Genomic DNA, 23,251 nt, shown 5'->3' on the forward strand with positions numbered 1-23,251 from the left:
ATGTCCGATCCCATGACTGCTTCCCGACTCCATTGACCACCGATGAATCCCGCCGACAGGAATCCGGGGACGGGCGATCCGGTTCGTTCAGCCCCGGGAGTGGGAAAGTCCCGATCGGATCTGCGAAGCAGTCCGCTGGATGTGCGTCTTCCGCCCCACGGTGTCTTTGTCTTTGAGAGTCATCACTCGGAGACCTTTCACATGGAGATGACGAGGTGGCCCTTTCACAAGATCGGGTTGGTGGCGGTGGGAAAGGGATGGCTGGAAACCCCGGGCAACAAGGTGAAGATCGGTGCGGACGTCCTGGTCCACCTGCCGTCGGACCAACCACACCGTTTCTTGGATGATCCGGCAGCACCCATGACCCTGGTCATGGTCTGCTGGGGTCGGGCGGCCGAAGCGCAGAATGCCCTCATCGGGCAGGCCATCCGATCCTTGTCGATCCCGCCGATGCAGCCTCACCGGCTGAACGGCGCCTACCAGCGTGGCCTGATTCGCGAGAACCTCCGGCGGATGCTCCGGGAGCAGGAGGGTGGAGGGCTCGGGTCCGGGGCCCTCATCCACGCCGGTCTGCTGCAACTCATTGTGCAGATGCAGCGGCTGGCGGTCCGTGGGGAGGCCGGTCTGCGGAAGGAGGGACCGGACCTGGACGGGGTCATCCAGTACATCGAAGAGAATTTCGACAAGCCGCTCCAACTGGAAGACCTCGCCGAACTGTGCGGACTCTCCACCCGTCGCATGACGACCCTGTTCAAGGAGCGGACAGGGAGGACGGTGGTCGGTTATCTGACCGAAAAGCGGATTCAGTTCGCGATGGCCCGTCTGCGCCAGACCGGTCGGATTCTCTACGCCGCCTATGAGGCGGGTTTCACCGATCTGGCCTATTTCTACCGTGTGTTCAAGAAGGCGACGGGCATCACCCCGCGCCAGTTTCTCGACGCACCGGAGGAAGACTGGAGCCGGCGGTCAGAATCGAACTGACAACCTACGGTTTACAAAACCGTTGCTCTACCATTGAGCTACGCCGGCGGCGGGAAATCGCTGCGGATGCTTCGGTTGCTAGGTGGACCGGATGCAAATTGCAAGTCGAAGCTTCGGGCACCCATCGGGCACTGTCAGGCTTGCCTTCGATCCCTGAGCTGTGAACAACTGACACTGTCCCATATGAAGGAACGCCCAAGCCTGTCCATCGTCATCCCGTTCCTGAATGAGGAGGCGGTCCTCCCGTTGTTGCGGGAATAGCTCGAGAACACGACGGGTCTGCCGGAAGGCTGGACCCTGATTCTCGTCAGTGACGGGTCGACCGACGGGAGTGTGGCCTGGGTGGAGTCCTGGATACGGGACGATTCCCGGATCCGGCTGGTGGAGTTGTCACGGAATTTCGGCCACCAGGCGGCGGTCACGGCCGGACTGGCTTTTGCCGACGGCGACTTTGTGGCGGTCATGGACGCCGATCTCCAGGATTCCCCGGACACCCTTGTGGCGATGTATGAAAAGGCCCGGAGCGGGTTCGATGTGGTCTATGCGGTCCGGGAAACCCGCGAAGGATCGCTTTTCAAGCGGTTCTGTTACTCGGTCTTTTACCGGATTTATGGCATGATGGCGGAGACGCCGGTCCATCTCGACAGCGGTGATTTCTGCGTGATGAGCCGGAACGCAGCCGAGGGCCTCAAGAGTCTGCCGGAAACCGTCAGGTTTGTCCGCGGGCTGCGCTCATGGATCGGCCTGAAGACCGCATCCGTCGCGGTCAGCCGACCCGACCGGGCGGCCGGCGAATCCAAGTACCCTTTCTGGAAGCTGGTCCGACTGGCCGTGGCGGGCCTGACTTCGTTTTCCACCCGTCCGCTCAGGATAGCGATGGCCCTGGGTTTCGGACTCTGTCTTTCAGCGATTGCCCTGGGTCTTTTCTACCTGGTCAAGGCCCTGATCTTCGACCTCCATACGACCGCACCAGGATTCGCCACCCTGGCCATCCTGCTGCTCTTCCTCAATGGGACCGTCATGCTCCTGCTCGGGATCATCGGCGAGTATCTCGCGCAGATCTTTCTCGAGGTAAAGCGGCGACCGACCTACCTGGTCGATCGTGTTGTCGATCGGGAGTCCCTCGGGAAGTAAAGGCGGTCAGGGCCGAAGGCCCGGCTCTTCAAAAAGCTCAGGGTGCTGAGCCGGTCGAACCGGAGGACCACCCTAGAGGCGGAGTCCGTCGCGCGCGACGTCCACCCGGGCGTCGGTCAGCTGTCTGACGGTGGCCGCCATCTCTTCCCCGATCCCGGGATCATCGACGAAGCTCTCGATCGCCAGATGTTTGAGGACCACCTTCCGGACGCCTGCCGCATTGGCGAGGTGGGCGATTCGTTCGGGCGTCATATGCCACCCGCCCCAGGGGACGGTCTTGAGGAATTCCTCGGTTCCCGAGCATTCGATCAGAAGCACCTCGGCGCCCCGGCAGAAATCGACCAGCCCTTCGTGCCATTCGGTGTCGCTCGTCACGACCACGGTCCGATCACCCGCTTCGATCCGGAAATTGAAAGCCTCCATCCCGGTATGGGGCGTCCGGCCGGCGATGATCCGGTAGCCGTCGCCTGTCATCACCGGTCCATCGGACTCGATCTCGGTCACATCCCATTCCAGATGGTCGGGGTCTTTCCGGTTCTTGCCGAGGCGGGTGGCGAGATCGGCGGCGTAGGCCCGGCGGACGCCATATTCGAGGAAATCGCGGGTTCCTTTCGGACCGATGACCGGCATACGCCAGGTGCGACCGTTGTTCCAGGATAGGATGAGGAGCTGGGCCAGATCGCAAACATGGTCGAAGTGAAGGTGGGTCAGAAGGACCGCGGTGACCGACTCGACGGGATGGCCGAAGCGGACAAGATTTTGCACCGCACAACGGCCGCAGTCGATCAGGATGGTCTCGGTCCCGATCCGCAGGCAGGCGGCGGTGCCGCCCCGGTCTGGCCGGACGCGGACGGCGCCGCTTCCGATGATCGTCAGTTCGATTTCCGGTGAAGGTTTCATGGGTTGGTGATCTCAGGGGGTTCTTCGTCGGACAGACTGGGGCCAGAAAAACACAGTGTGGCTTTCAATGGGTTTGCGGCCAACGAATTCCTGTGTTTTGTTGAGGTTGCTTTCTTCAATCCTTGATCGGTCTCTCGAAGACTTCCGTCATGATCGACGAGCCTTCGGCCGCGGCCGAATGAACCTCTGAAACCATGAGACAAACCATCGCTGAGCTTCCGGCGGAATTGACCGTCCGCAGCCTTGAACCCGCCGATGCAACCGCCTGTTTGCGCCTGTCATCCTTGGCCGAATGGAATCAATCGGAAAGTCACTGGAGATTCCTACTTGAAAAGGGGTGGGGCCGGGGAGTCACCTTTGATGACATGATCGTCGGGACGGTCGTTGTCCTCGCCTACCCGAACGGAATCGGGTGGGTCGGCATGATCCTTGTCGACCCGGTCTGGAGGGGACGCGGCCTGGCGACCTGCCTGCTCCAGGAAGCGGTGGAATATTGCGAAAGTGTCGGCCTGGTGCCGGCTCTCGATGCGACCCCGGAGGGCCAGCCGATCTACAAGCGCCTTGGTTTCCTTGATGGCGGCGAACTGGTTCGGATGCGGCGCCCGGAGCGGAGGGGCGATCTGGCGAAATCGGGTGGTCTGGATCGCGGAATCGAATTGGGCGAGGTGGCCATCCGCTGGGATCAGGAGCTTGCCGGCCATGACCGCAGCCTCACCTTGAAGTGGATGGAAGAGAATTGGCGGGATCTTTGCGTGGGTCGAACGGCACCGGATGGTCGTCTCGAGGCGGCTGCTTGGGGGCGCCGGGGGCGGACCGCGGTTCAGGTCGGACCCTTCCTGGCCCGGACGCCGGAGGCGGCCCGTTCCTTTCTCTCGGACTATTTCGGATGCGAGGAGACGACCTGGATACTCGACGTTCCGGTCCGGCGCTCCAAGTTCATCGGCTGGCTGCACAGCCAGGGTTTCGAGATCGAGCGCTCATTTACCCGCATGATGCGGGGCCGCTTCGGGCCGGACTTCCGGAACGAACTGTTTGCAGTCGCCGGACCCGAGCTGGGTTGATCGACTGGGCACGTGGGCCCGCAAGGGACGGATCATGAGGTGTAGCTGCGGCAGTCTCTTGCCGCAAACTCACGCGGACACGCCCCAAGAGACTGGATTCGGCAGGCTCACCACAGGTGGGGCGACTTCGCTCTGTCGAAGTGTTCCCTTGCCTCGAGAACGCCGACACAGCGGCGTGGCTACAGTTCTTCGCACCTGACGCCTTGGCGGGCTGTTCGTACAGGGTCATCCAGGCTGAAAGTGCATTACAGCCTCTAGAGCCATTCGGCCGCCCTCTCTTGGCTCAGTAGTTGGTCATCGGGATCGGGCAACCGGTGCTCCCGGGATCGGTGAAGATGTTGTGGTCCTCGTTGACCCGGTTCTGAAAGGTCAGGAAGACGGTGCCTTCGGGGCCGCCCTGAAACCAGTGAGGCACGTCCGGAAGAACTGAATACTGTTCACCCGGCCGCAGGATGACCTCGTGGCGGGAGGTGTAGAAGGCGTCTTTCCCTCTCGGCACGAGGATTTCCGGATTATTGGGTTCGCCGGGCAGGTAGAGCCGGGTTTCACCCCAGAGGCAGCGGAGCGTTTCTTCCTTTCCCGATTCGCCGGGATAGGGCGGGTGGCGGTGTTCGGGGAGGGTCTGTCGGGGCAGGAGGATGAGGATGACGACCCGGACCCGGTCGGTCCGCAGGAGGTCGGCGAAGACGAAGCCTTCATGCCGAAGATCGCCGAGACCGAAGTCGTTCACCTTGAGCTCGGCCCGATCGGCGGCGGTCAGGGGGAATTCGACATGGCGGAGGAGGTCGAGGGCCCGGTCGAAGACTTCCCGGGCGACGGCGGGATCGGGTGCAGCCGGAGTATCCATCAATGGAGCAGGTCCTTGATCGTGGCGGCCATGGTCTGGAGGATGAGGCAGCAGGAAGCGGCACCGGCATCGATGACCCCGCGGGAGCGTTCGCCCAGCCGGCTGGATCGTCCCAGCCTGGACACCATGTCGCGGGTCGAATCGCGGCCTCTCTCCGCGGCTTCCGACATCGAGTCGAGGCAGTCCGGGAATGACCTGCCCTGATCGAGGGCGGCTTGATAAGCGTCAACCGCCGGAACCAGGGTGTCTATCAGGGTCTTGTCACCCGGCCGGGCCGGGCTGATCTTTTCGATGCTCTCGCGGGACGCCCAAAGCATCCGGGCGACGACGGCGGCATCAATCGGGTCGACGCCGTTGGTGGCCGTGGCCATCGCCTTGAAAAACATCCCGTAGAGCGGACCCATCGAGCCGCCGATCTTCAGCATGAGAACCCTGGAAAGGGTATTCAGGGCGTGGGTGAGGTCGCCGGGCGCCGCGACGAGCTGTTCACCGGCCAGGGTGAAACCCTTGTTCATGTTGATGCCGTGATCCCCGTCGCCGATGGCGCCGTCGATATCGCTGAGGTATTGTTTCTGGGATTGAATGGCCTTGATCAGGTCGGGAACGATCCGTGCGCCGGCCGCATTGGTGAAGGTGGACGCCATAATTCAGTGATCTCCAGACAACCTCTCAGGCGGTGCCGAATTGACGGAGGCCCATCGAATCCGCCTCGAGATCGATGCACGCCTTGAGGTTGTCGTCGAGCTTCATCAGGGTCAGGGTGATACCGGCCATTTCCAGTGAGGTGAAGTAGTTGCCGACGTAGGACCGGTGGACCCGGATCTTCTCTGCATCAAGGATCCCGGCGACCTCCCTGAAAAAGATGTACTGTTCGAGCAGGGGGGTGCTGCCGAGTCCGCTGACGAGGACGACGGCTTCGTCTCCGGCCCTGAAGGGAAGATCCGGCAGGATGATCGCGCACATGCGGCGGGCCATCTGGGCGGCGGTCTCGATCGGGGCCACCTCCAGTCCGGGTTCTCCGTGGTGTCCGATGCCGACCTCCATGGTGCCGTCCTCGATCGTGAAATTCGGGTGCCCGACCTCGGGAATGGCACAGGGGCTCAGGCCGATGCCCATGCTGCGGGTGTTGTTGATCGCTTTCCGGGCCTCGGCGATGACCTCGTCGAGGGTGCCGCCCATCGCGGCGCGGGCCGCACCGACCTTCCACATGAAAATCTCTCCAGCCACTCCACGTCGACGGTCGGCCTGGTCCGCCGGCGCGGAAGGCACATCGTCGTTGGCCACGACTGTCCTGACCTCGATGCCCTCCTCCCGGGCCAATTCGATGGCCATCTTCACGTTCATGTTGTCGCCGGCGTAGTTGCCGTAGAGACAGGCAATGCCCTTGCCGCCGTCGGCCGCCTTGAAGGCGTCGTAGAACATCTGGGCGGGAGGCGACGAGAAGATCTCTCCCATCGCGACCGCATCGACCATGTTCCGGCCCACATAGCCGACAAAGGCCGGCTTATGGCCTGAGCCGCCTCCGGTCACGATGCCGACCCGGCCGGGTTGACCGGCGCAGGTCGACTTGAGGACCCGGGGATTCTCCGTTTCGAGGACGAGATCCGGGTGTGCGCGAAGATAGCCCAGGATCATCTCGTCGACGACATCTGCGGGGTTGTTGATGATTTTCTGCATGGTCTCTTGCTTTCAGGATTTCTGGAACGAAGCGGCCTCGAGCTTGCGCAGCTTGGCCACCTTGGGGGCGGAACCTCCACCGGCGAAGGTCGAGGCGAGCCAGTGATCGACGATCATCTTGGCGAGTTCGGGCCCGATGACCCGTTCGCCGAATGTGATGACGTTGGCATCGTTGCTCTTGATCAGTCGCTCGGCGGAAAAGGTGTCGTGGCAGGTTCCGGCCCAGACCCCGGGTACCTTGTTGGCGATCATGGCCATGCCCAGACCCGTGCCGCAGATCAGGATGCCCCGATCGAAATGTCCGGCGGCCACCTCGCGGGCCAGATTGTATCCGATTTCCGGATAATCACAGGCCTGCCGGGTATGCAGGTCGAGATCGGTGATGTCGACACCCTTGGACTTGAGATGATCGAAGATGATCTTTTTCAATCCGAAGGCGGCGTCGTCGGCATCGATGGCGATGCGGGGAGGGGGCTTGGTCATGGGGGCGGGGATCAGAGTTTCAGGATGTTCCTTTCAATGAAGCGCCAGGTCTTGAGGAAATCGCCGCCCCGGATGAGCCGGCGGAATTCCTTCCGGTCGATTGTCTCGAGGAGCCTCCAGATTTTCCGGGTCATCCGGGTGTTGGCCTCAAAGAATCCGACGATGTCCCAACGGGTGGGGGAGGCATCGGTGGTCAGGAAATCGTTGTAACCGACCTCCTGGAGGTAGTAGAGGAACTCCACGTATTCAACGTAGTTGTGGGACGCCACCATGTAGTCCCAGTCCCACTTTCCGTTGTTGTCGTTGATGTGGATGTAGAAGGGGAATCGCGAATGGGAGAGCAGGGAGACGATCTCCGCGGGATTTTCGTGTCCGTACTTGGAGTGCCCGAAATCCAGGGTGATGCCCATCTGATCGATCCCGATGTCGTTGAGCAGGCAGAGGGTTTTCGTGGCGGTGTCGAGGAAGCAGCGGCCCCGGGTCTCGCTCGGCTTGTATTCGATGAAGAGCGGGATTTCCCTTCGGTAGTCGGCAGCCTCGCCGAGGGTCTCGATGAGGAATTTCCACATCCGGGCGTAATCGCCTTGAAAGGCGAACTCGTAGCCATCCCCCAGCGGGCAGCAGGTGACCTTGTCGGCGCCGACCTCGGCGGCGAAGTCCTTGGAATCCCTGATGAACTGGACGGCCCGTTTGCGGGTGGCCGCCTTCAGCGAGGTTAGCCCTCCGGCCTTGAACTCCGGCTCGGCCTTGACGTTGACGTTGATGGCGGCCGGTTTGAGCCGGTACTTCTTCAACAGGCCCTTGAACGCAGTGGCCTCGTTGATTTCGTAGGGGAAGATGCACTCGACGCCGGTCATTCCCTTCATTCGGGAGACCATCTGAAATTTCTCCTCGAGGGTCCTGTCCTCATTGTATTCGTGAAACCGATCCTTGGTCTTGCCGACAAAGGCGGTGATGAGGGCGCACTTGGGTTGGGTCATAATCAGATCTGGAAGATGGCCTTGAGGTGGGTGAGGCTGCCGGGAAAATGAATCTCATAGTCTCAGGAATCTGTATCCATCGCGCGATGATATATCATCAAGGATGCCAGATGATTGTCTCGTTCTGCCCACGAATCTGCACGAATCGACACGAATCCACGACTGCTGCATTCATTTGTGATGATTCGTGCAGATTCGTGGGCAAATTTCCATGAATAATGAAATGTCAGGGTGAATCATACGGATGGATAATCCTCAGTTTCCCGATTCAGTCGGCCTGAAGTCGGCAGGCAAGGCGGAACTGCGGCCCGTTGTGGTGGCATAAGACCGGCGTGGATCCTGCAGGCGTTCGACGGGCGCGATCGGGTGGTGTCGTTTCACTTCCAGGGATGGCCTGTCGTGCGGTCAGGCCCGATCCGCCGTTCAGACTGGTTTGGGGGCTCCCTCGGGCTCGATCAACACGGAGCGGCGGGCGGATTGGGCGGGATTGCGGAGCGGCCAGACTTCCACCGCCAACTCGTCGGAATGGTGAAGGACCGGGGGGGCGGACGGAGCGGGAAGACCGGCAGCTTCAAAGAGCGTGGATTCGAAACGGTCGAGGGTCGCTTCTCGGAGGGGCCAGGGATCGTGGCGGATCTCGGCGGTCCGGATCTCCTGGTTGACCGAGGTGAAAAGGCGGTAGCGCTCGGTGAGGAACCAGGGAAGAGAACCGGGTTTGATCCGGCCGAGGGGGGCGCCCGGTCTCCATTGGGCATCGAAGGTGGCGGGCACGCCCGACCGGCCGGAGCGCCGGCTGGAAAACTGATTCCGGGTCTCATCGTTGGACGTCCGGATCGAAGCGCGGAAATAGGGGAGGTGGAAGGCCACCCGGGCGAACCAGACGGCCAGCGGATTGGATGCATCGAGGGAGAGGAACCAGACCCCGGGCTCGCCGCGAAACGTGACGTAGGTGCGGAGATTGACCTCGCCGAAGGAACTGAGACCGGGGATCGATGGACCAAAGCCTGGCCGGACATGGCGCATCGAAAATGGAATCAACCCGATCCAGGCGGCCCCATCATGAAGATCGAGCTCCAACTTCCGGGGCAGCAGCGGAGCCAGAAGCGCTTCATCGATCCTCCAGTGCATGAACAGCAGGTGGGACCAGGTCTGGCGCATCAGTCTCGAACCCGATGGACGGGAATTCAGCTTTCGGTCCCGTTGGGGTCCGCTCATGAAACCAGCCAATCAGATGCGGGGAGGAATTGGAATGCGGAATATGCGATGGCCGTTGCCGGGTGGGGAACGAACCCCGGGCCCATCGCCCCGTTCCCGGGACTCTCACCACACAAAATCCCTTGACTTCCGGTCGGGGTGGTCAATGTTCGCCGTTTTTCCCGAGTCATGGCCAATACGAAGTCAGCAATTAAGAACATCCGGAAGAACGACACCAATCGTTTGCGTAACAAGGCGCGCAAGAGCCGGATCAAGACGCTTTCACGGCGGGTCAGCGCGTCGATCGCCCAGGGCGATGCCGAAGCCACCAAGGCAGTCGTGCGCGAATACATCTCCGCCCTGGACACAGCGGCGAAAGTGGGCGTGATCCACAAGAACGCCGCCGGTCGACTCAAGTCGAAGTATTCGCAAATCCTCTTTTCCTGACCCCAGAACAGTGTCGGATTTTCGTTGCCCCCGGATCGCGGCCTGCGGTTTCGGGGGTTTTTTGTCGAATCGACCTCGGGTTGGCCAGGCCGCATTTTGATTGGAATGGCTGGTTCTGGATCATTCATCTCATTCGCTGAAGGGCGTTTCGGGGAGGGCCGGATCAAGTTTGACCTGGTCGCCGACGAACCGGAATGGTGCGCCATCGCCAAGCCGGCGGGAGTGATCGCGGTGGCCGACCCCTGGTATCCGGGAGAGGCGGATCTGGTCTCGGCCCTGCGCAGGGAGGTCAGGGACGACAAACCGCAGCTCTTGGCGTTGGGCATGCTTTCGCCCATGGCGGTCAATCGGCTCGACCGCGATGAATCGGGAATTGTTCTTCTGGCCAAGACGGAGGAAGCCGGGGCGCAGTTGCGCAATCTCTCGGGGTCCGGGGGACTGAAGCTGACCTATCAGTTGCTGGCCGAAGCGCCTTCGGGCGAGACCGCCCTGACCTGTGATCTGCCCCTGGCCCGGCACAAGCAGGCCAATCGAATGCTGGTCTCGAGTCAGACCGGCAAGAAGACAGTGACCCACTTTCGCCAGGTGGAGGATTTTGGCCGACTGCAGCTCTGGGAGGCGCAGACGGATTATGCCCGCATGCACCAGGTGCGGGTCCACGCCGCGGAATGCGGTCTGGGGATTGTCGGGGAGTCGGTCTACAATGCCGTTCCCCATATATTCCTCTCCCAACTGAAGCGGGGATTCCGGAGATCGGAAAGACCGGAACGTCCGATCTATGCCCACCTGGCCCTGCATCTGTCGCGGATCGACGTTTGTCTGGCCGAGGACATGACGGTCCGGGTGGAGGCACCCTTGCCCAAAGGGTTCGAGGTATTGATCAGACGCATTCGCGAATTCGGCGGGCGGTAGGGACGGCCGGCTTTGCCGGCTCACCTGACGATTTTCATTCTTAAGTCGGCGATCTTCATCCATGATCCCCGCCGGCCCATGTATGACCCGACGGCAAAACGGCAGCTCTGGTTGACCCAGGATTGGGAGGCCGCGTGGGCGGATGTGGTCAGGCCGTGGCTGAGCCGTGCCGGCGGCGTTTTCCCGGGGTATGTGGTTGTTCCAACCCGGGGACAGGCCCGAGCCCTCCGGCTCCGGATGGCTGGTGATGGAATTGTTTCCGTGGGGATCCGTTTTGTGACTCCGGGTTTGATCGGGCGATTGCCGGTCGCGGCTGGGAAGGCACAGGCGGTCGTCCCCGGGCGGGTGGTTCTGGAATTCGGCCTCAAGGCCTCGGTGGAAGCCTGTCTTGAGCGCAGCCCGGGAGATACGGAAGAGGAGGGATTGTCCCAAAGCCTCCTGAGCCGCCCTTCCGGCGGAATCGACGACTGGGAGGATCTTCTTCGGGCCGGCCTGACTGAAGACGTCTTTCCACACCCCTTTGTCAGGAAGGTATTCCGGGAACTCCGACGATGGCTGGGACGGCAGGGGCTTACTCCGCCCTGCAGTGATCCGGTTATTGGTGACGGCGCTGAAGACGAGGGGGCGGGTATTCGAGCCTCCCGCGCCCTGATCTACGGTTTTTCCGCCGAGAATTGGAAGGACTGGCCCGATCTGGCCCGTCTGTCGGCGGGGATCGCCGAATTGACTGCGGTTGTCCCATTTCCGTCCTTCGAGGGAAAACCGCTCGAGGAAGACTGGGTGGCGCTGATGGAACGGATCGTGGGATCGGAAGGTTTGAGCCTTCCTGAACAGGAGGATCGACCAGCTGGTGATCTGGCCCGGGCGTGGGCATTGAATCGGTCCGGAGAGGAGGATTCCGCGGTCTTTGAGCGGACGACCGTCCTGATAGGGACGGATCCGCTGGCGGAGGTGGGCTTGATCTTCAATCAGTTGGTCAGCTGGCTGGCGGTGCCGGGGGCGCGCATCGCGGTGGTTTTCCCTTCGGTTTCACCGCTGGTGATGGACCTGGCCGAGAAGCTGGCCGGCGCCGGGATCCGCTTCTGCGATGAGATCGGGACGACGGGTTCCCCGTCTGGGGATACGGGCCTGCTTCGGGCGGTTCTCGCTTATCAGCGGGGCGGATGCCGTCTGGAGGATCTGTGGGTAGTGGCCCGGCGGCTACACAGTCACGGTCACCTGGAACTCCGGGCGAGCGAGAGCCGGAACTGGATTGAGCGGGTCTTTGACGGGGCCCAATCCCATCGGGTTGAGGACGCCATCCGCGTGCCTGAGGCAATGGAGACGAGGGGCGGCGAGGAAATGGTGAACCTGGCCGGATCGCTGGGCATCTGGCCCGAACGTTTGTCGGTTGCCCGGGCGGTGCAGCTTCTCGACGAACTGGCGGCGCGATGGGGGATGGACGGACCCGAGAAAGTGAGCGGGGTGCGCGAGTTGATCGCCAAAGGGGATCTCCTTTATCCACGCGATGCGGTCATCGACCTGTTGAGTGGTTCCCTGCCGGAACGGGCGCCGCGCGAAGGGTTTGTCCGGGACGACTTTGCCCCGGTGGTGCTGACGACCCGGAAGCGGGCCATGGCGCAAGTCTGGACGCACGTGATTTTCGCGGCAAGCAACGCTGAGGCCTGGCCTGCCCCTTTGGAGGAGACGTTCTGGCTTTCCGACAGCGCCCGGCGCGAGATCAACCGGCGAGGATTGACGCCGGTGTTGCTGCCTCTGGTGGAGGATGCGTCCATTCTTGAACGTCTGGGCTGTCTCGATATCTGCAACAACGCAGGAGAAGCGGTGGCGTTTTCCGCCTGCCTCCGGGTCAATGACGGGAGCGAGGCCGATCGGTCTCCCCATCCGTGGCTGGAGCGGATCCTCCTGAGAAGGAGCCGGATGAATGGAGGGCCTGAGGTCGGTCGGAAGAGCTGGACCGGATTGGCGCGAAGGCCGCGGGCGGATCCCTTCACCCCGGATGAAACGATTGAGCGGTGGGCGGAGATCTGGAGCGGGCGACGGAATCCGGCCCGGGCCTTTGATTCCTGGTCCTATTGCCCGGGTCCCGGCCTGATCGGGCAGCGGCGATGGGCCGCGCGTCTCCTGGAGCGAGGTATTCAGGACCCGACCCTCCTTTGGTACGAGGGCGTGTTGCGTTTGCAACCGATCGATGAAGAGGCACTGGAACGTTCGCGCGCGAAGGAGCTTGGATTGCTTGCCCACCGCCTGATTGCACAGGCCCTGCGGGGTGACATCCCGGTCGGCTCGTTCTTCCCCAATCCGGGGGCCGAGGCCGTTTCGCGGAGGCTGGAGGAGGCATTGGCGACGTGGCGTCATTCGCGTCCCGACAATGCCTATTGGCAATCCTTCCAACTGGAGTTGGCCTCCCTTGCCCGTCGCCTTTTCGGCCGTGTGTCCGAGGGACTCGAGGGGTCTTGGCTGGGGGTTGAATATTCCCTGCCGCGCGGGACGGCAATACCGACCCGGTCGGGTCCACTGGAGGTGAGCGGGCGGCTTGATCTGGTGATTCTCGATCGGCCGGGGTGGGAGGATGCGACGGTCAAGATCGTTGATTTCAAGACGGGTGCGGATGAATCCCTCAGTGCGGACAAGATGGGACGGCGCGGCGCTGGGCTGCAATTGGGGGTCTATCTGAAGGCGGCGATGGAACTGGGCGCCGTTCATGCGGTGGTGCGGATGATCCATTCGGTCGAAGGGAAGGATTCGGAAATGACCGACACCTCCCTGGACGCCGTTCAACCGGCTTTCGATCGATTGGGCGGAATGATCCTGAGCGGGCGTTTTGGCCCCCTGACGCCGGACCGAAGCCCGTATGGCCGGGCAGTAGCCCTCCCCATGGCCTGCGTGCCGGTTGAACACGCCATCCTGCAGGAAAAGTTCAATCTGACCTTTGCCGGACTGCTCGGTGAAATCTGCGGAGAAGGAGATGATGATGCATCGACCGGTTGATCAGGCTGCCCGGCAACGGTTTGCCGAGTGAGCTGGACCGCAATTTCGCGATTAACGCCAACGCGGGTTCGGGCAAGACGACCGCCATAGCCGAGCGACTGGCCGGTTTGACGCTGGTCGAGGGGGCCGGTGAGATTCTTTCGAAGACCGTGGTGGTGACATTCACCCGGAAGGCGGCACTGGAGATCCGGCAGAAGGCTCGCCTTTCATTGATGGAGAAGCTGACCAAGGAAGGCGGTCATCATGAAGGGGCTCTCGAGGATCTGGGTCGGGCCTTCTTCGGCACGATCCACAGTTTCTGCCTCTTGCTGGCCCGGCGTTACGGGCAACCGCTGGGCGTGGACCTGGATCCGGAGGTGGTCGAGGATGCGACCGACGCGACTCTCTGGGAGGGATTCCTCGAGAGTGATCCCATGCATTTCCAGTCGGTCGGGGAGGAGGCCCTCCGGACCTTTCTTCGGTTCCGGCCGCTCAACACGATCTTCGATCTGGCCCAGATCCTTTCCGTCCGATCGTCACGCCGATTGATGCAATGTGGCATGGTGCCGGAGAGGCCGGAGCCGGATTGGACGGAGCTGGCTTCATTGCTCGAGCGGAAGCCGTCGCGCAAGGGAGTCTCCGCCCGAAATCTCGAGGCCAGCCAGAGGGCTCTTGGGCAGTGGGCAAAGGCCTTCCGCGAAGAAAGGGAATTCCTCCCGCTGATCAAGCCGTTCGGCACGGCCAACGGAGTGGTGGAGTCCTACGATGGCTTCTTCAAGCCGATCAAGGACTGGTGCGCCCGGGTTGCCGGGTTGCTGGCCGCCGAACTGGCTGACCGATACCGCCTCCATCGGGTGGAGCGACGGGTCCAGAGCTACGACGACCAAATCGAACTCGCCCTGCGCCTGATTGAACACCCGGAAATGCTCGATCGGATCCGTCGGGACGGCTATCGGATTCTCCTGGACGAAGCGCAGGACACCGATCCCGCCCAGTTCAGTGTCCTCGTGGAGATCACCCGGGCTCCGGGCGCGCTGCCGGGCTCCTGGCCGGGAGAAGGCGCTCCGCCTGAGGCCGGACGCTTCTGCATGGTGGGAGATGCCCAGCAATCGATATACGGGGGCCGGGCCGACATCCGCAACTACCGGCGGCACCTCGAGGCGATGCGGACGGGGCAGGGCAATGAAGTCCTGGATTTCGGCGTGACCTTCCGACTTCCCGAGAGGCTGATTGACTTCATGAACGGGGTGGTCGCCCCCGGATTTGCACCGACCATTCCCCACAACCAGTCCCTCGATGGCGATTGCCTGCAGGTGGCCTATCTGGGGCTTTCGCCCCGACCCGCGGTGGCTCCCGGTGCGGTCAGCCGCTTTTCGTATCCAGTTATCAGTGACGGAAGGGTGGGGGACCGGCTGAAGAAGGAGGTGGACGCGCTGGCCGATCTGCTGATCCGGCTCGGACCCGAAGGCGTCGGGGTGGACGACTGGTCGCAGGTCTGCCTGCTCGCACCGCGTCGCCAATGGCTGGAGACAGCGAGGGAGTCGTTGACCCGGGCGGGCCTCCCGGTTTCGTTGCAGACCCGGGCCAGCCGAAACGGCGATCGTCCGGCCTATGCCTGGGTGGCGGGATTGCTGGCAATCGTGGTCGACCCGGAGAACGGTTTTGAGTGGGCGGGGGTTCTCCGTGAGATCTTTGGCATCGGGGATGGGGAAATCGCGGGTGTGATGTCGGGGGCGGCCGTGGATTTCAGCCCGCCGGAAGAGTATCCGGAAGGGATCCGGGATGCGATCGGCCGGATCCGGCCTTTTATCCTGAAGTGCGATGAACCGGGGATTGAACCGGTCCGGTTTCTCGACGGGCTGATCGAGGCCTGCCGTTTGAAGGAACGCCTTGCGGTGATCGGAGAGAGTGTTGGGGGGATGGAGGATCTGGAGGCGATCCGGCTGATCGCGGGCGGGATCTCCGAGGACGGGGGCGGAGTGCGGGATCTGCAGACGCGCCTGGTGTCTGAGGTGAAGAACGAGACGCCGTCCGGGCAGTCGGGCCGCGGCATGCTCAACCTGGTGACCTGCCACTCGGGAAAGGGTCTCGAGTGGCCGGTGGTCATACCGATCGGTCTCTGGCGGGAGTTGAGGCGGCCGGTCGAGTCGGGGTTTGCCCTGATCGAGGACGCGGGAGGATCCCGGGTCTATTTCGACCCCGCCGGTGTGCCGGGAGAAACGACGGATTCGCGAACGAGGGAGCTGACGCGCGAATACATGAGGCTCCTTTACGTGACGCTGACCCGAGCCAGTCGGCACTTGCTTCTGCCATTGCCCGAAGACATGGCCGGAGAGGAAGGCAGCTTTCTCTCCATCTGGGCGGGTGGGGAGCCGGATCGGTTGGTTTCGGACCTGAAGCGTCTTCCGGAGGTCGAGGATGTGACCTGGGAGGACCGCCGCGACCGGAAGCCATCGGACCTTGTCGAGGTCGGCATTCCCTTTGAACCGATTGCGGTTGAGGCCGTCGTCCGGGCGAGGGAAGTGGCCGGGGCTGCTCCCCGGAGGTTGCTGCCGCATGAGCTGGCGGTGGCTCACGATGAGGTCCGCCGCCTGCTTCATGAATCGGGTCCGACCGAAACGATGGAACCAGGCGAGGGAGGGGATCCGGTCGACTACGGGCTCTGGTGGCATGAGACCATGGAATTTCTGCCTTGGGGCGGCGATTGTGCGACCATCGATCATTATCTCGAGGAACGGCTGCAGGCGGTTTCCGGGGAGTCCTTCGGGGTGCGTGCCCGCCGGGAGGTCGACCTGCTCCTGGCCAGCGAGCTGTGGACCATCCTGCAGAGGCCCGGTGTGACCATTCACACGGAGGTGGCTGTCTTTGTCCCCGGGGAAGACCGGGGTTGGATCGACGGGATCCTTGATTTTCTGGCTCTTCAGGACGGGGCGGAGGCTGATCTGGTCATCGATTGGAAGACCAATCGAAGACGACGGGGCGAAGATGACCAGGCCCTGCTCGATCGATTGGGTGCCACCTATGCGCCGCAGCTGGCCGCCTATTCGCGGGCAATTGGTCGGGGGTTGCGCCGCGGTTCTCCAAGGGCCCTGGTCTATTCAACGGTGCTGGGCAGGGCGGTGGAGACGACGCCGGATTGAACTCCGCCGACGGCGTGACAGGCCGGTGGCGGCTCACTGTCAGATTATCCTTTACAGCGTCGGCGCTGTGACCCAGCTTGCCTGTTTTTCTCAAAATTCCGGACCTCAATCTATGGGCAATCTGAAGAAAAAGCGCCGCCTCAAGATGTCGAAGCACAAACGCCGCAAGCGTTTGAAGTCGAATCGACACAAGAAGCGGACTTGGCAGAGGTAAGCGTTCCTCAGGAACGATGGTCCGTCGTGGACGGATCGCTGCTGGAATTTCATTGAGAGCGGGCCGCCCCGGCTTCTCAGCCGGGTGGGTCGCGCCTGCCTGACAGCTTTCTGTCTGGGGGTGCCTGTCATCGGACGGGCCTGTCGGCGGGCCTTCATCTGCCTGGCCACTTGGCTGCGGGGATGAGGGACTCTCCCCATGTCTGCGTGACGGTGGAGGAAACTACTCAGGGCATTGCGGATGTCCTGAAAAAGACACAGCACCCTTCCCGAAAACCCGTTCAACCTTTCGAACACGGAGCCGATAGACACTTCGAAACGCCAAATAGCTCGGGATAACCCTGAGTCCGGCATCGGGTTTATTGCGGATGATATCGTCGAAAGGCAAAGGCATCTTTTTGGAACTGAACGAACAGTCGCTGTTCGTTGCCCGAACCAGTGGCTTCAACCCGCCTCTGACCATCGAAAGCGTGAGGGAATTCTCCCTGGATGATCGTGCGGTGCTGGCGGATGAGTTCCGGCAGTTCGCGGGAACCCGTCAGGGGGCCTATGTGGCTTCGCGCTGCGGGGTGTTTCCGAAGGGCCGGGTTGTCTCGAGGACAAGCCTCGATCCGAAGAAAGCCCGGGAGTCCACCTACCTGCAGGATCTGCTTGCTTCGCAGCTGAAGATCGATCTCAAGGAATTCCTTCTCTATCTCCTGGCTGCGGCCGACGGATCGGATTCCGGAGGTGATCGGGGCCTTCCAAGGGAAGCGATCGTCTGCGGAGCGCCTCAGACGGAGATTCAGTCGATCCAGGACAGTCTCCTGGAAGTCGGAGTGTTTCCCGACCGGCTGGAACTGGGAACCGTGGCCAGCCTGGGCGGCATCATCCATTATTTGAAGTGCCAGAGCGAAGCGCCGCCGACCCTTGTGCTGGAGATCAGCGCGGACACCACAAATGTCTTCGTGGTCAACAAGGACGGCGTCGATATTTCGCGGCCGGTCGCCTACGGCATCTCGTCCATGATCCCGGTCATTCAGAAGGAGCTCGGATTGAAGGACGAGGAATCCGCCCGCCGACTCTTCTACTCCAACAGTTTCGACTTCACCGGCCTTGGCCCACAGCTCATCAAGAAGCTGGTGCGTGAACTCCAGGCCTCGGTCGGCTTCTATGAAGTCCAGACCGGCCAAACAATCGGGCAGCTCTATTGTGCCCACCTGCCGGCCAAGCTGGCCTGGCTCCAGAAGACCGTCTCCGACATGCTTGGAGTCAGGGTCCTGACCATGGACTTCAGGAGCTGGCTCAAAGAACTGGGAATAACCCTGGCCAGCACGGTGGAAGAGGAAAACGTCGACTCAACCTGGCTCGGATTGATCAGCCTGATGGGCGACTTCACCCCGGAAGTGGATGAAAAGAACTAAGAAAGAAGCCGTCACCGCCCAGCCCAACTGGCATCCCAATTTCCGGATCGCGGACTCGCTGCCCGACCTGAAGGTGGTCCGTACGGATTTCTTCATCAATGCGATCAGTCTCTCGCTCGCGGCGATTGCCGTATTCTTTCTGGCGATACGCGAGTACAAGCTGATGAATCTGAGAAACGAAATTGCGCTCTGGGAGGAAAAGATCGAAGCCGGCCGGGCGGAGAACCTCGCCTTCATCAAGCTCAGCGCCGAGTTCAAGAAAGAGGCGGCCAAGTTTCAGGAGGTCCGCGATTTTGCCGCGACCGACCTTGTGGTCACGGAATTCCTTGAGAGCCTCGGGCCGACCATCCCGGAAGGGCTCGATCTGGATTCGATGGCCTTCGGAGACGAGCGGGTGGTCATCCGCGGCACCATCCTCGGCAACTCCGAGACGGCCAGTATAGCCCTCTCCGATTACCTGGACATCCTGCGGGAGCACCCGGGAATCGGACCGAAGTTCTCCGACATCTCGCTGACGACACTCGTCCGGGACGCGCGGAGCGAAGCCCTCAGCTTTGAGATCGTTCTCCAGCGCAACGTCAGAAAGGGAGCTGCGTCATGAAGACCCAAGACCTCGTCGCTTTTCTCAAGAATTACCCGATTCCCTGCGTGTCGGGGGTGATCGTGATTCTCGTCCTGTTGACGTCCTATTTCCGCATGAACGTGGCCCCGGAGCTGGAAGGCCGCTACCAGACTGTGTCGGCCGAAGGCGAGATTCTGATGAAGAATCTGGTGAATGGGTCCGGCCTGGAGGAACACGTCGCGACGATCAAGGAGAAGTCGGCCGAACTCGAGTCGCGCCTGGTCCGGCCGGCCGAGTTGGCAAAGAATCTCCAGTATTTCTACCGCCTGGAAGGGGAGACCGGGGCCAAGCTCGGCGAACTGCGCCAGGTGCCTCCGACGAATATCGGCAGCGCGAAAGGATCATTCCAGCCGGTTGAGTACTCGCTGGTGGTGACCGCGGATTTCCCGGTCCTCCTCGATTACATGCACCGGTTGGAAAACGGGTCGTGTTATTACCGGATGAAGAATTTCTCCCTGCAGCACAGTCGGGAAAGCACCCGGCGCCTGCTGGTCATGGCGATGAACATTGAACTGCTCGGAACGAAATGAAGTCACCCATCAAATCGATCGTTGCGGCGGCCGGCCTGCTCCTGGTCCATGGGGCGCCGGCACAGACGACGGGCACGGTCATCTCGGTGAAGGACCGGACCGATACCCTTGAACTGGCCGATCAGCTGCTTTCAACCAAGCCGAACACCTTCGCGGAGGCCATCGCGGTGGCCCGTGATCCTTTCGAGGTGATGATGGCGCAGGCTGTGGTTTCGGATATGCCGGTCGAGACGGTGGCCGCAGCGCCCCGCTACAATGACCGTCAGATCCTTGAGGCGATCGGCCCTCGGGTGGATCCGACCGGGTCAGTCCGGATAGGCGACACCGATTATCTCCTTTTTGGACAAAAGAGGCTCAAGGTGGGAGAGAAGCTTACGATTACCTATGAAGGTTCAGTCTACGCCGTCGAGATCACCTCGATCGAACGGAACAATTTCAGGATACGCCTGAACAGCGAAGAGCTAGTCAGACCAATCAAATAAAGGGATTGCTATGAAAAACAGGATGATGGTTACGTGCTTGGGTCTCGCCCTTTTGGGAACGGGACTGCTTGCTCAAACGCCGGAACCGGATACCTCGGCCTCCTCGCCTCAGGCGAAGGTTGCTGAAGCTCCGGCTGCCGTTCAAACGGGCTCCGAGGCAGGATCGGCCTCCAAGAGCGTAAAGGTCGCCTTCCCCGGCGCCGCCACACAACAGGCAATCGTGACTCAGAAGAGCCAGGAAACGCTCTCGGTGGATTTCCCCGATGAGGAAATCCGGGTGATCCTGCGCAATATCGCGGATCTCTTCGAACTCAATCTGGTCGTCCCGGACACCCTGCAGGGCCGTTCGTCGCTCAAGCTGCGCGAGGTGACCTGGAAGCAGATCTTCGATGTCATCCTCTCCCCGGTAGGGTTCACCTACGTGGAGGACGGGAACATCATCCAGATCGTTTCCCAGGAGTCGCTCCAGGTGGAGCCGCCGGTCACGGAAATTTTCATTCTGAGCTATGCCCGTGCCTCCGAGGTCGGCCCGACCGTCACCTCGATGATCGACCCGGCTTCCGGTGGTCGCATCCAGATTGACAATCGCAGCAATGCCCTCGTCATCACGGAGCGCCCCTCCCAGATGAGCCGGATCCGTCCGGTCATTGACACGCTCGACAAGGCGACCGACCAGGTCATGATCGAGACCAAGTTCGTCGAGGTCTCCGACAAGGACCTGAAGAACCTCGGTGTCAACTGGGCGTCGCTCGATGCCTACCAGGTCGGGGTCGAGGGTGGTCTCGGCGATGACGGATTCCATTCCTTCGACCGCCAGAACGTCAACGATGTGGTCACCAAGACCAGCCTCTTTTCGTCGGTCTTCTCGGCGGACAAGTTCTCGGTCATCCTGAGCGCCCTGGAAAACAATCAGAATGCCACCCTCGTCTCCAACCCGACGGTGGTGACGATGAACAACACGGAGGCCTTCATATCGATCGGCGAACAGTATCCGATCCCCAATTACACCTATAATCAGGAGCGCGGAACCTTTGAGGTCAGCGGTTTTGAATACAAGGACATCGGCATCCTCATGCGGGTGACGCCGCAGGTGAACAACGAGGGCCTGATCAATCTGAAGATCGATCCGGAAGTCAGCAGCACGAACGGCAGCACCAGCTTCGGCGGCGCCGGTGGTGCGGAAATCCCGATCATCGCGGTCCGCAAGACGACGACCAATGTCGCCCTCAAGGACGGCTACACCATGGGTCTGGGCGGCCTGATTGAGAGCCTGTCCCAGGACAAGGAATCCAAGGTGCCCGTCCTCGGGGACATCCCCGGCCTCGGTCGCCTCTTCCGCTCGGACACCAAGGACAATTCGTCCCGCAACCTGGTCATCTTCATCACGGCGCGGATTCTGCCGCCCGAAGGCTCGACCTATAAGGATGTCTTTGATCCCCGTCAGATCCGTGACATGGGGCTCACTCCGGAAGATATCCCCGGCTACAAGAGCAACGTTGATCCCTTCGCCCAGGCTTCGGTCACGAGCGGAGGAAAGTAGGCGACCGGGTCTGCCAGGTTTTTTCTGGTGATCCTTCAATATCGGCCATGGCTTGCGCCCGGGAGGGCGGGGCCATGGCCTCTTTGTTTCTGGACGGTTTTCCGGTCGGTCACTCGCCCTGCAGCGAGATGATCAGACTGCGTTGGTGGGGACTCCTGCGGTGTTCCCAGAGAAAAACGCCCTGCCAGGTTCCCAGGAGAAGCCGGCCGGCGGAGAAAGGGATGATTTCCGCGGTCCGGGTCAGCGCCATCCGGATATGGGAGGGCATGTCATCGGGCCCTTCGGCGGTGTGGGTGTAGGCCGGATCGTTTTCCGGGACGAGCCGTTCGAGAAAGGCCTCCAGGTCGCGCCGGGCCGATGGGTCGGCGTTCTCCATGATGACCAGACTGCAGCTGGTGTGGCGGCAGAAGACGGTGGCGATGCCCTCCTTGAGACCGGATTGGCGGAGGATTGAGACGATGTCGCCGGTGATTTCCCGGGTTCCACATCCGCGGGTGGCGATGGTGATTTCGTGGGTCTGGACGGGCATTTCGGATGGCTGCGATGCAAGGCGGAGTCTCCGACGGTCAGGGGCTGTCTTCGGTCCGATGACACACCTGGAGGGAGGTCCCCGGGGAAACCGTAGGAGTGACGAGCGGATTCTTTCCCCGCGGGTTCAGTCGCGCGGGGAGGAGGCGGCGGCGTCCGGAGTCGCCGGATTGGTGGTTGTCGAGGGGCGGGAGATCTCGGACAGCGGTTCGATCGGCAGGGCGAACCCGAGCGTCTTGTCCTCCCGATTGATCTCGAGTCGGAGGAACGATCCGATTTCGGAGAAGAAGATGGCATCGCGCAGCATGCTGAGCGATGTGAGCGGCTCTTCGTTGATGGAGCGCAGGACATCACCTTCCTTGAGCCCGGCCTTACCGGCCGAACTCTCCGGGTTCACCTGGGAAACGTAGATCTCCTTGGCCACATTGAGACGGTCCGGTCTTTCGGAGAACTCAATGGGAAGGGCCCCGTAACGCACTGTCCCCGCGGTCTTGAGTTGCTCGTGGAGTCGGACCAGGGCGCGGGTTGGAACGACGTAGGAGGACCGCACCTCCGGGACGGAAGCGACGGAAATTCCCACGAGTTGCCCTTCAAGGTTGAGAATGGGAGAGCCGCCCTCGGCCGGCCCCCCGGGAATGCCCACCCGCAAATAGGTGAATGGGAAGACGAAGTTGGAGAAGGAACTCTCGGAGCCGGTGACCAGGCCGATCGAAGGGGTTGGGTTGAAGTCCAGGGGGCTGGTGATGGCCATGACGAGTGAGCCGATCTCCGGAGACTCAGTTGTGGTCTCGAGAGGGATATGGGAGAAGGATCTCGGCAGTTTGAGAACCTGGAGGAGCCCCACATTGGTCCTGGGATCATTGCCGATGGACTCCGCCAGGTAGGAGAGCCCGTTCTTCTCAACCCAGATCCGGTTTGCCTGGGTGGTCGCGGTTGAATTGGTCAGAACCAGACCTTCGGGGCTGACGAAGAAACCGGAAAAGACCAGAAGCGAGATACGTGGTTTGCCGTTCTCATCGAGATCCTCGGTCGCGACTTTGACCCTGACGATAGCATTGGAATGCTCCTGATAGAGCTCGGTCAGGCGGACCTGAAGGTCAAGGACGTCGCCGGATGGGGCGGCCTCAAGCAGTCCGGCGGCACACGCGGCACTGGCCGCTGCCGTCAAAATCGTCCACCGGCGCCATGCCGATCTCTCCGCCATTCG

At 61.7% G+C, this 23,251-nt stretch carries 21 protein-coding genes and 1 tRNA gene; 12 read left to right on the forward strand and 10 right to left on the reverse strand.

Annotated elements, in window-relative coordinates:
• Nucleotides 1–42 precede the first annotated feature (42 nt).
• Nucleotides 43–981 (forward strand): AraC family transcriptional regulator, encoded by a 939-nt coding sequence (locus tag R3F07_04580; GenBank protein ID MEZ5275638.1) that lies wholly within the window; start codon nt 43–45, stop codon nt 979–981.
• Here R3F07_04580 and R3F07_04585 read toward each other — a convergent pair.
• Nucleotides 955–1,029 (reverse strand) — tRNA-Thr (locus R3F07_04585). The genes R3F07_04580 and R3F07_04585 overlap by 27 nt on opposite strands.
• A 249-nt stretch (nt 1,030–1,278) precedes the next feature.
• Between R3F07_04585 and R3F07_04590 the strand changes: the two genes are divergently transcribed.
• Nucleotides 1,279–2,115 carry a glycosyltransferase family 2 protein gene (locus tag R3F07_04590; protein ID MEZ5275639.1) on the forward strand — a complete coding sequence of 279 codons (837 nt, stop codon included), beginning with the start codon at nt 1,279–1,281 and terminating at the stop codon, nt 2,113–2,115.
• 72 nt (nt 2,116–2,187) lie between these two features.
• Here the strand turns inward: R3F07_04590 and R3F07_04595 are convergent, their stop codons facing one another.
• Nucleotides 2,188–3,015 (reverse strand): MBL fold metallo-hydrolase, encoded by an 828-nt coding sequence (locus R3F07_04595; GenBank protein ID MEZ5275640.1) that lies wholly within the window; start codon nt 3,013–3,015, stop codon nt 2,188–2,190.
• A gap of 194 nt (nt 3,016–3,209) precedes the next feature.
• Between R3F07_04595 and R3F07_04600 the strand changes: the two genes are divergently transcribed.
• On the forward strand, nt 3,210–4,076 hold the full coding sequence (locus R3F07_04600) for a GNAT family N-acetyltransferase (GenBank protein ID MEZ5275641.1): 867 nt from the start codon (nt 3,210–3,212) through the stop codon (nt 4,074–4,076).
• 283 nt (nt 4,077–4,359) lie between these two features.
• On the opposite strand, the gene R3F07_04605 is transcribed toward R3F07_04600, so the two are convergent.
• The 6 genes from R3F07_04605 to R3F07_04630 form a co-directional block, all read right to left on the reverse strand.
• Nucleotides 4,360–4,923, reverse strand: a complete 564-nt coding sequence (locus R3F07_04605; GenBank protein ID MEZ5275642.1) for a hypothetical protein — start codon at nt 4,921–4,923, stop codon at nt 4,360–4,362.
• The gene (gene dhaL / locus R3F07_04610) at nt 4,923–5,567 is read right to left on the reverse strand and encodes a dihydroxyacetone kinase subunit DhaL (GenBank protein ID MEZ5275643.1); all 645 of its coding nucleotides are present in this window, start codon (nt 5,565–5,567) and stop codon (nt 4,923–4,925) included. Before dhaL ends, R3F07_04605 begins: the two co-directional genes overlap by 1 nt.
• A 25-nt stretch (nt 5,568–5,592) precedes the next feature.
• Nucleotides 5,593–6,600, reverse strand: a complete 1,008-nt coding sequence (locus R3F07_04615) for a dihydroxyacetone kinase subunit DhaK (protein ID MEZ5275644.1) — start codon at nt 6,598–6,600, stop codon at nt 5,593–5,595.
• A gap of 12 nt (nt 6,601–6,612) precedes the next feature.
• Nucleotides 6,613–7,083 carry an RpiB/LacA/LacB family sugar-phosphate isomerase gene (locus R3F07_04620; protein MEZ5275645.1) on the reverse strand — a complete coding sequence of 157 codons (471 nt, stop codon included), beginning with the start codon at nt 7,081–7,083 and terminating at the stop codon, nt 6,613–6,615.
• Nucleotides 7,084–7,094: 11 nt separating this feature from the next.
• Nucleotides 7,095–8,063 carry a sugar phosphate isomerase/epimerase gene (locus R3F07_04625; GenBank protein ID MEZ5275646.1) on the reverse strand — a complete coding sequence of 323 codons (969 nt, stop codon included), beginning with the start codon at nt 8,061–8,063 and terminating at the stop codon, nt 7,095–7,097.
• Between the two features lie 423 nt (nt 8,064–8,486).
• Nucleotides 8,487–9,278, reverse strand: a complete 792-nt coding sequence (locus tag R3F07_04630; protein ID MEZ5275647.1) for a DUF2071 domain-containing protein — start codon at nt 9,276–9,278, stop codon at nt 8,487–8,489.
• 168 nt (nt 9,279–9,446) lie between these two features.
• Here R3F07_04630 and rpsT point away from each other — a divergent pair, with 168 nt between their 5' ends.
• The 9 genes from rpsT to R3F07_04675 all read left to right on the forward strand — a co-directional run bounded on the left by rpsT (nt 9,447) and on the right by R3F07_04675 (nt 21,516).
• Nucleotides 9,447–9,704: a 30S ribosomal protein S20 gene (gene rpsT, locus R3F07_04635; protein MEZ5275648.1), complete on the forward strand. Its 258-nt coding sequence runs from the start codon at nt 9,447–9,449 to the stop codon at nt 9,702–9,704.
• A gap of 105 nt (nt 9,705–9,809) precedes the next feature.
• Nucleotides 9,810–10,616, forward strand: coding sequence for a pseudouridine synthase (locus R3F07_04640; protein ID MEZ5275649.1), 807 nt, complete (start codon nt 9,810–9,812; stop codon nt 10,614–10,616).
• A 78-nt stretch (nt 10,617–10,694) separates the two neighbouring features.
• The gene (locus tag R3F07_04645; protein ID MEZ5275650.1) at nt 10,695–13,607 is read left to right on the forward strand and encodes a PD-(D/E)XK nuclease family protein; all 2,913 of its coding nucleotides are present in this window, start codon (nt 10,695–10,697) and stop codon (nt 13,605–13,607) included.
• Entirely contained in the window at nt 13,604–16,726 is a 3,123-nt protein-coding gene (locus R3F07_04650) for a UvrD-helicase domain-containing protein (GenBank protein ID MEZ5275651.1), read from the forward strand. The genes R3F07_04645 and R3F07_04650 overlap by 4 nt, the downstream gene beginning before the upstream one ends.
• A gap of 581 nt (nt 16,727–17,307) precedes the next feature.
• A complete protein-coding gene (locus R3F07_04655; GenBank protein MEZ5275652.1) occupies nt 17,308–18,342 on the forward strand; it encodes a hypothetical protein in 1,035 nt (344 codons plus the stop codon).
• A complete protein-coding gene (locus R3F07_04660) occupies nt 18,329–18,943 on the forward strand; it encodes a hypothetical protein (protein MEZ5275653.1) in 615 nt (204 codons plus the stop codon). The genes R3F07_04655 and R3F07_04660 overlap by 14 nt, the downstream gene beginning before the upstream one ends.
• A complete protein-coding gene (locus tag R3F07_04665) occupies nt 18,940–19,494 on the forward strand; it encodes a hypothetical protein (GenBank protein ID MEZ5275654.1) in 555 nt (184 codons plus the stop codon). Before R3F07_04660 ends, R3F07_04665 begins: the two co-directional genes overlap by 4 nt.
• Nucleotides 19,491–19,976, forward strand: a complete 486-nt coding sequence (locus R3F07_04670; protein MEZ5275655.1) for a hypothetical protein — start codon at nt 19,491–19,493, stop codon at nt 19,974–19,976. The genes R3F07_04665 and R3F07_04670 overlap by 4 nt, the downstream gene beginning before the upstream one ends.
• A gap of 220 nt (nt 19,977–20,196) precedes the next feature.
• A complete protein-coding gene (locus tag R3F07_04675) occupies nt 20,197–21,516 on the forward strand; it encodes a secretin N-terminal domain-containing protein (GenBank protein ID MEZ5275656.1) in 1,320 nt (439 codons plus the stop codon).
• Nucleotides 21,517–21,625: 109 nt separating this feature from the next.
• On the opposite strand, the gene R3F07_04680 is transcribed toward R3F07_04675, so the two are convergent.
• Nucleotides 21,626–22,045 (reverse strand): secondary thiamine-phosphate synthase enzyme YjbQ, encoded by a 420-nt coding sequence (locus R3F07_04680; GenBank protein MEZ5275657.1) that lies wholly within the window; start codon nt 22,043–22,045, stop codon nt 21,626–21,628.
• A gap of 126 nt (nt 22,046–22,171) precedes the next feature.
• Nucleotides 22,172–23,248: a PDZ domain-containing protein gene (locus R3F07_04685; protein ID MEZ5275658.1), complete on the reverse strand. Its 1,077-nt coding sequence runs from the start codon at nt 23,246–23,248 to the stop codon at nt 22,172–22,174.
• Nucleotides 23,249–23,251 lie beyond the last annotated feature (3 nt).

The sequence above is a fragment of the Opitutaceae bacterium genome, from assembly GCA_041395105.1.
Taxonomy (GTDB): domain Bacteria; phylum Verrucomicrobiota; class Verrucomicrobiia; order Opitutales; family Opitutaceae; genus B12-G4.

Coding starts and splice junctions, on each gene's coding strand:
- R3F07_04580 (MEZ5275638.1), top strand. CDS start 43: ATGAATCCCGCCGACAGGAATCCGGGGACGGGCGATCCGGTTCGTTCA.
- R3F07_04595 (MEZ5275640.1), bottom strand. CDS start 3,015: ATGAAACCTTCACCGGAAATCGAACTGACGATCATCGGAAGCGGCGCC.
- R3F07_04600 (MEZ5275641.1), top strand. CDS start 3,210: ATGAGACAAACCATCGCTGAGCTTCCGGCGGAATTGACCGTCCGCAGC.
- R3F07_04605 (MEZ5275642.1), bottom strand. CDS start 4,923: ATGGATACTCCGGCTGCACCCGATCCCGCCGTCGCCCGGGAAGTCTTC.
- dhaL (MEZ5275643.1), bottom strand. CDS start 5,567: ATGGCGTCCACCTTCACCAATGCGGCCGGCGCACGGATCGTTCCCGAC.
- R3F07_04615 (MEZ5275644.1), bottom strand. CDS start 6,600: ATGCAGAAAATCATCAACAACCCCGCAGATGTCGTCGACGAGATGATC.
- R3F07_04620 (MEZ5275645.1), bottom strand. CDS start 7,083: ATGACCAAGCCCCCTCCCCGCATCGCCATCGATGCCGACGACGCCGCC.
- R3F07_04625 (MEZ5275646.1), bottom strand. CDS start 8,063: ATGACCCAACCCAAGTGCGCCCTCATCACCGCCTTTGTCGGCAAGACC.
- R3F07_04630 (MEZ5275647.1), bottom strand. CDS start 9,278: ATGAGCGGACCCCAACGGGACCGAAAGCTGAATTCCCGTCCATCGGGT.
- rpsT (MEZ5275648.1), top strand. CDS start 9,447: ATGGCCAATACGAAGTCAGCAATTAAGAACATCCGGAAGAACGACACC.
- R3F07_04640 (MEZ5275649.1), top strand. CDS start 9,810: ATGGCTGGTTCTGGATCATTCATCTCATTCGCTGAAGGGCGTTTCGGG.
- R3F07_04645 (MEZ5275650.1), top strand. CDS start 10,695: ATGTATGACCCGACGGCAAAACGGCAGCTCTGGTTGACCCAGGATTGG.
- R3F07_04655 (MEZ5275652.1), top strand. CDS start 17,308: ATGATATCGTCGAAAGGCAAAGGCATCTTTTTGGAACTGAACGAACAG.
- R3F07_04660 (MEZ5275653.1), top strand. CDS start 18,329: ATGAAAAGAACTAAGAAAGAAGCCGTCACCGCCCAGCCCAACTGGCAT.
- R3F07_04665 (MEZ5275654.1), top strand. CDS start 18,940: ATGAAGACCCAAGACCTCGTCGCTTTTCTCAAGAATTACCCGATTCCC.
- R3F07_04670 (MEZ5275655.1), top strand. CDS start 19,491: ATGAAGTCACCCATCAAATCGATCGTTGCGGCGGCCGGCCTGCTCCTG.
- R3F07_04680 (MEZ5275657.1), bottom strand. CDS start 22,045: ATGCCCGTCCAGACCCACGAAATCACCATCGCCACCCGCGGATGTGGA.
- R3F07_04685 (MEZ5275658.1), bottom strand. CDS start 23,248: ATGGCGGAGAGATCGGCATGGCGCCGGTGGACGATTTTGACGGCAGCG.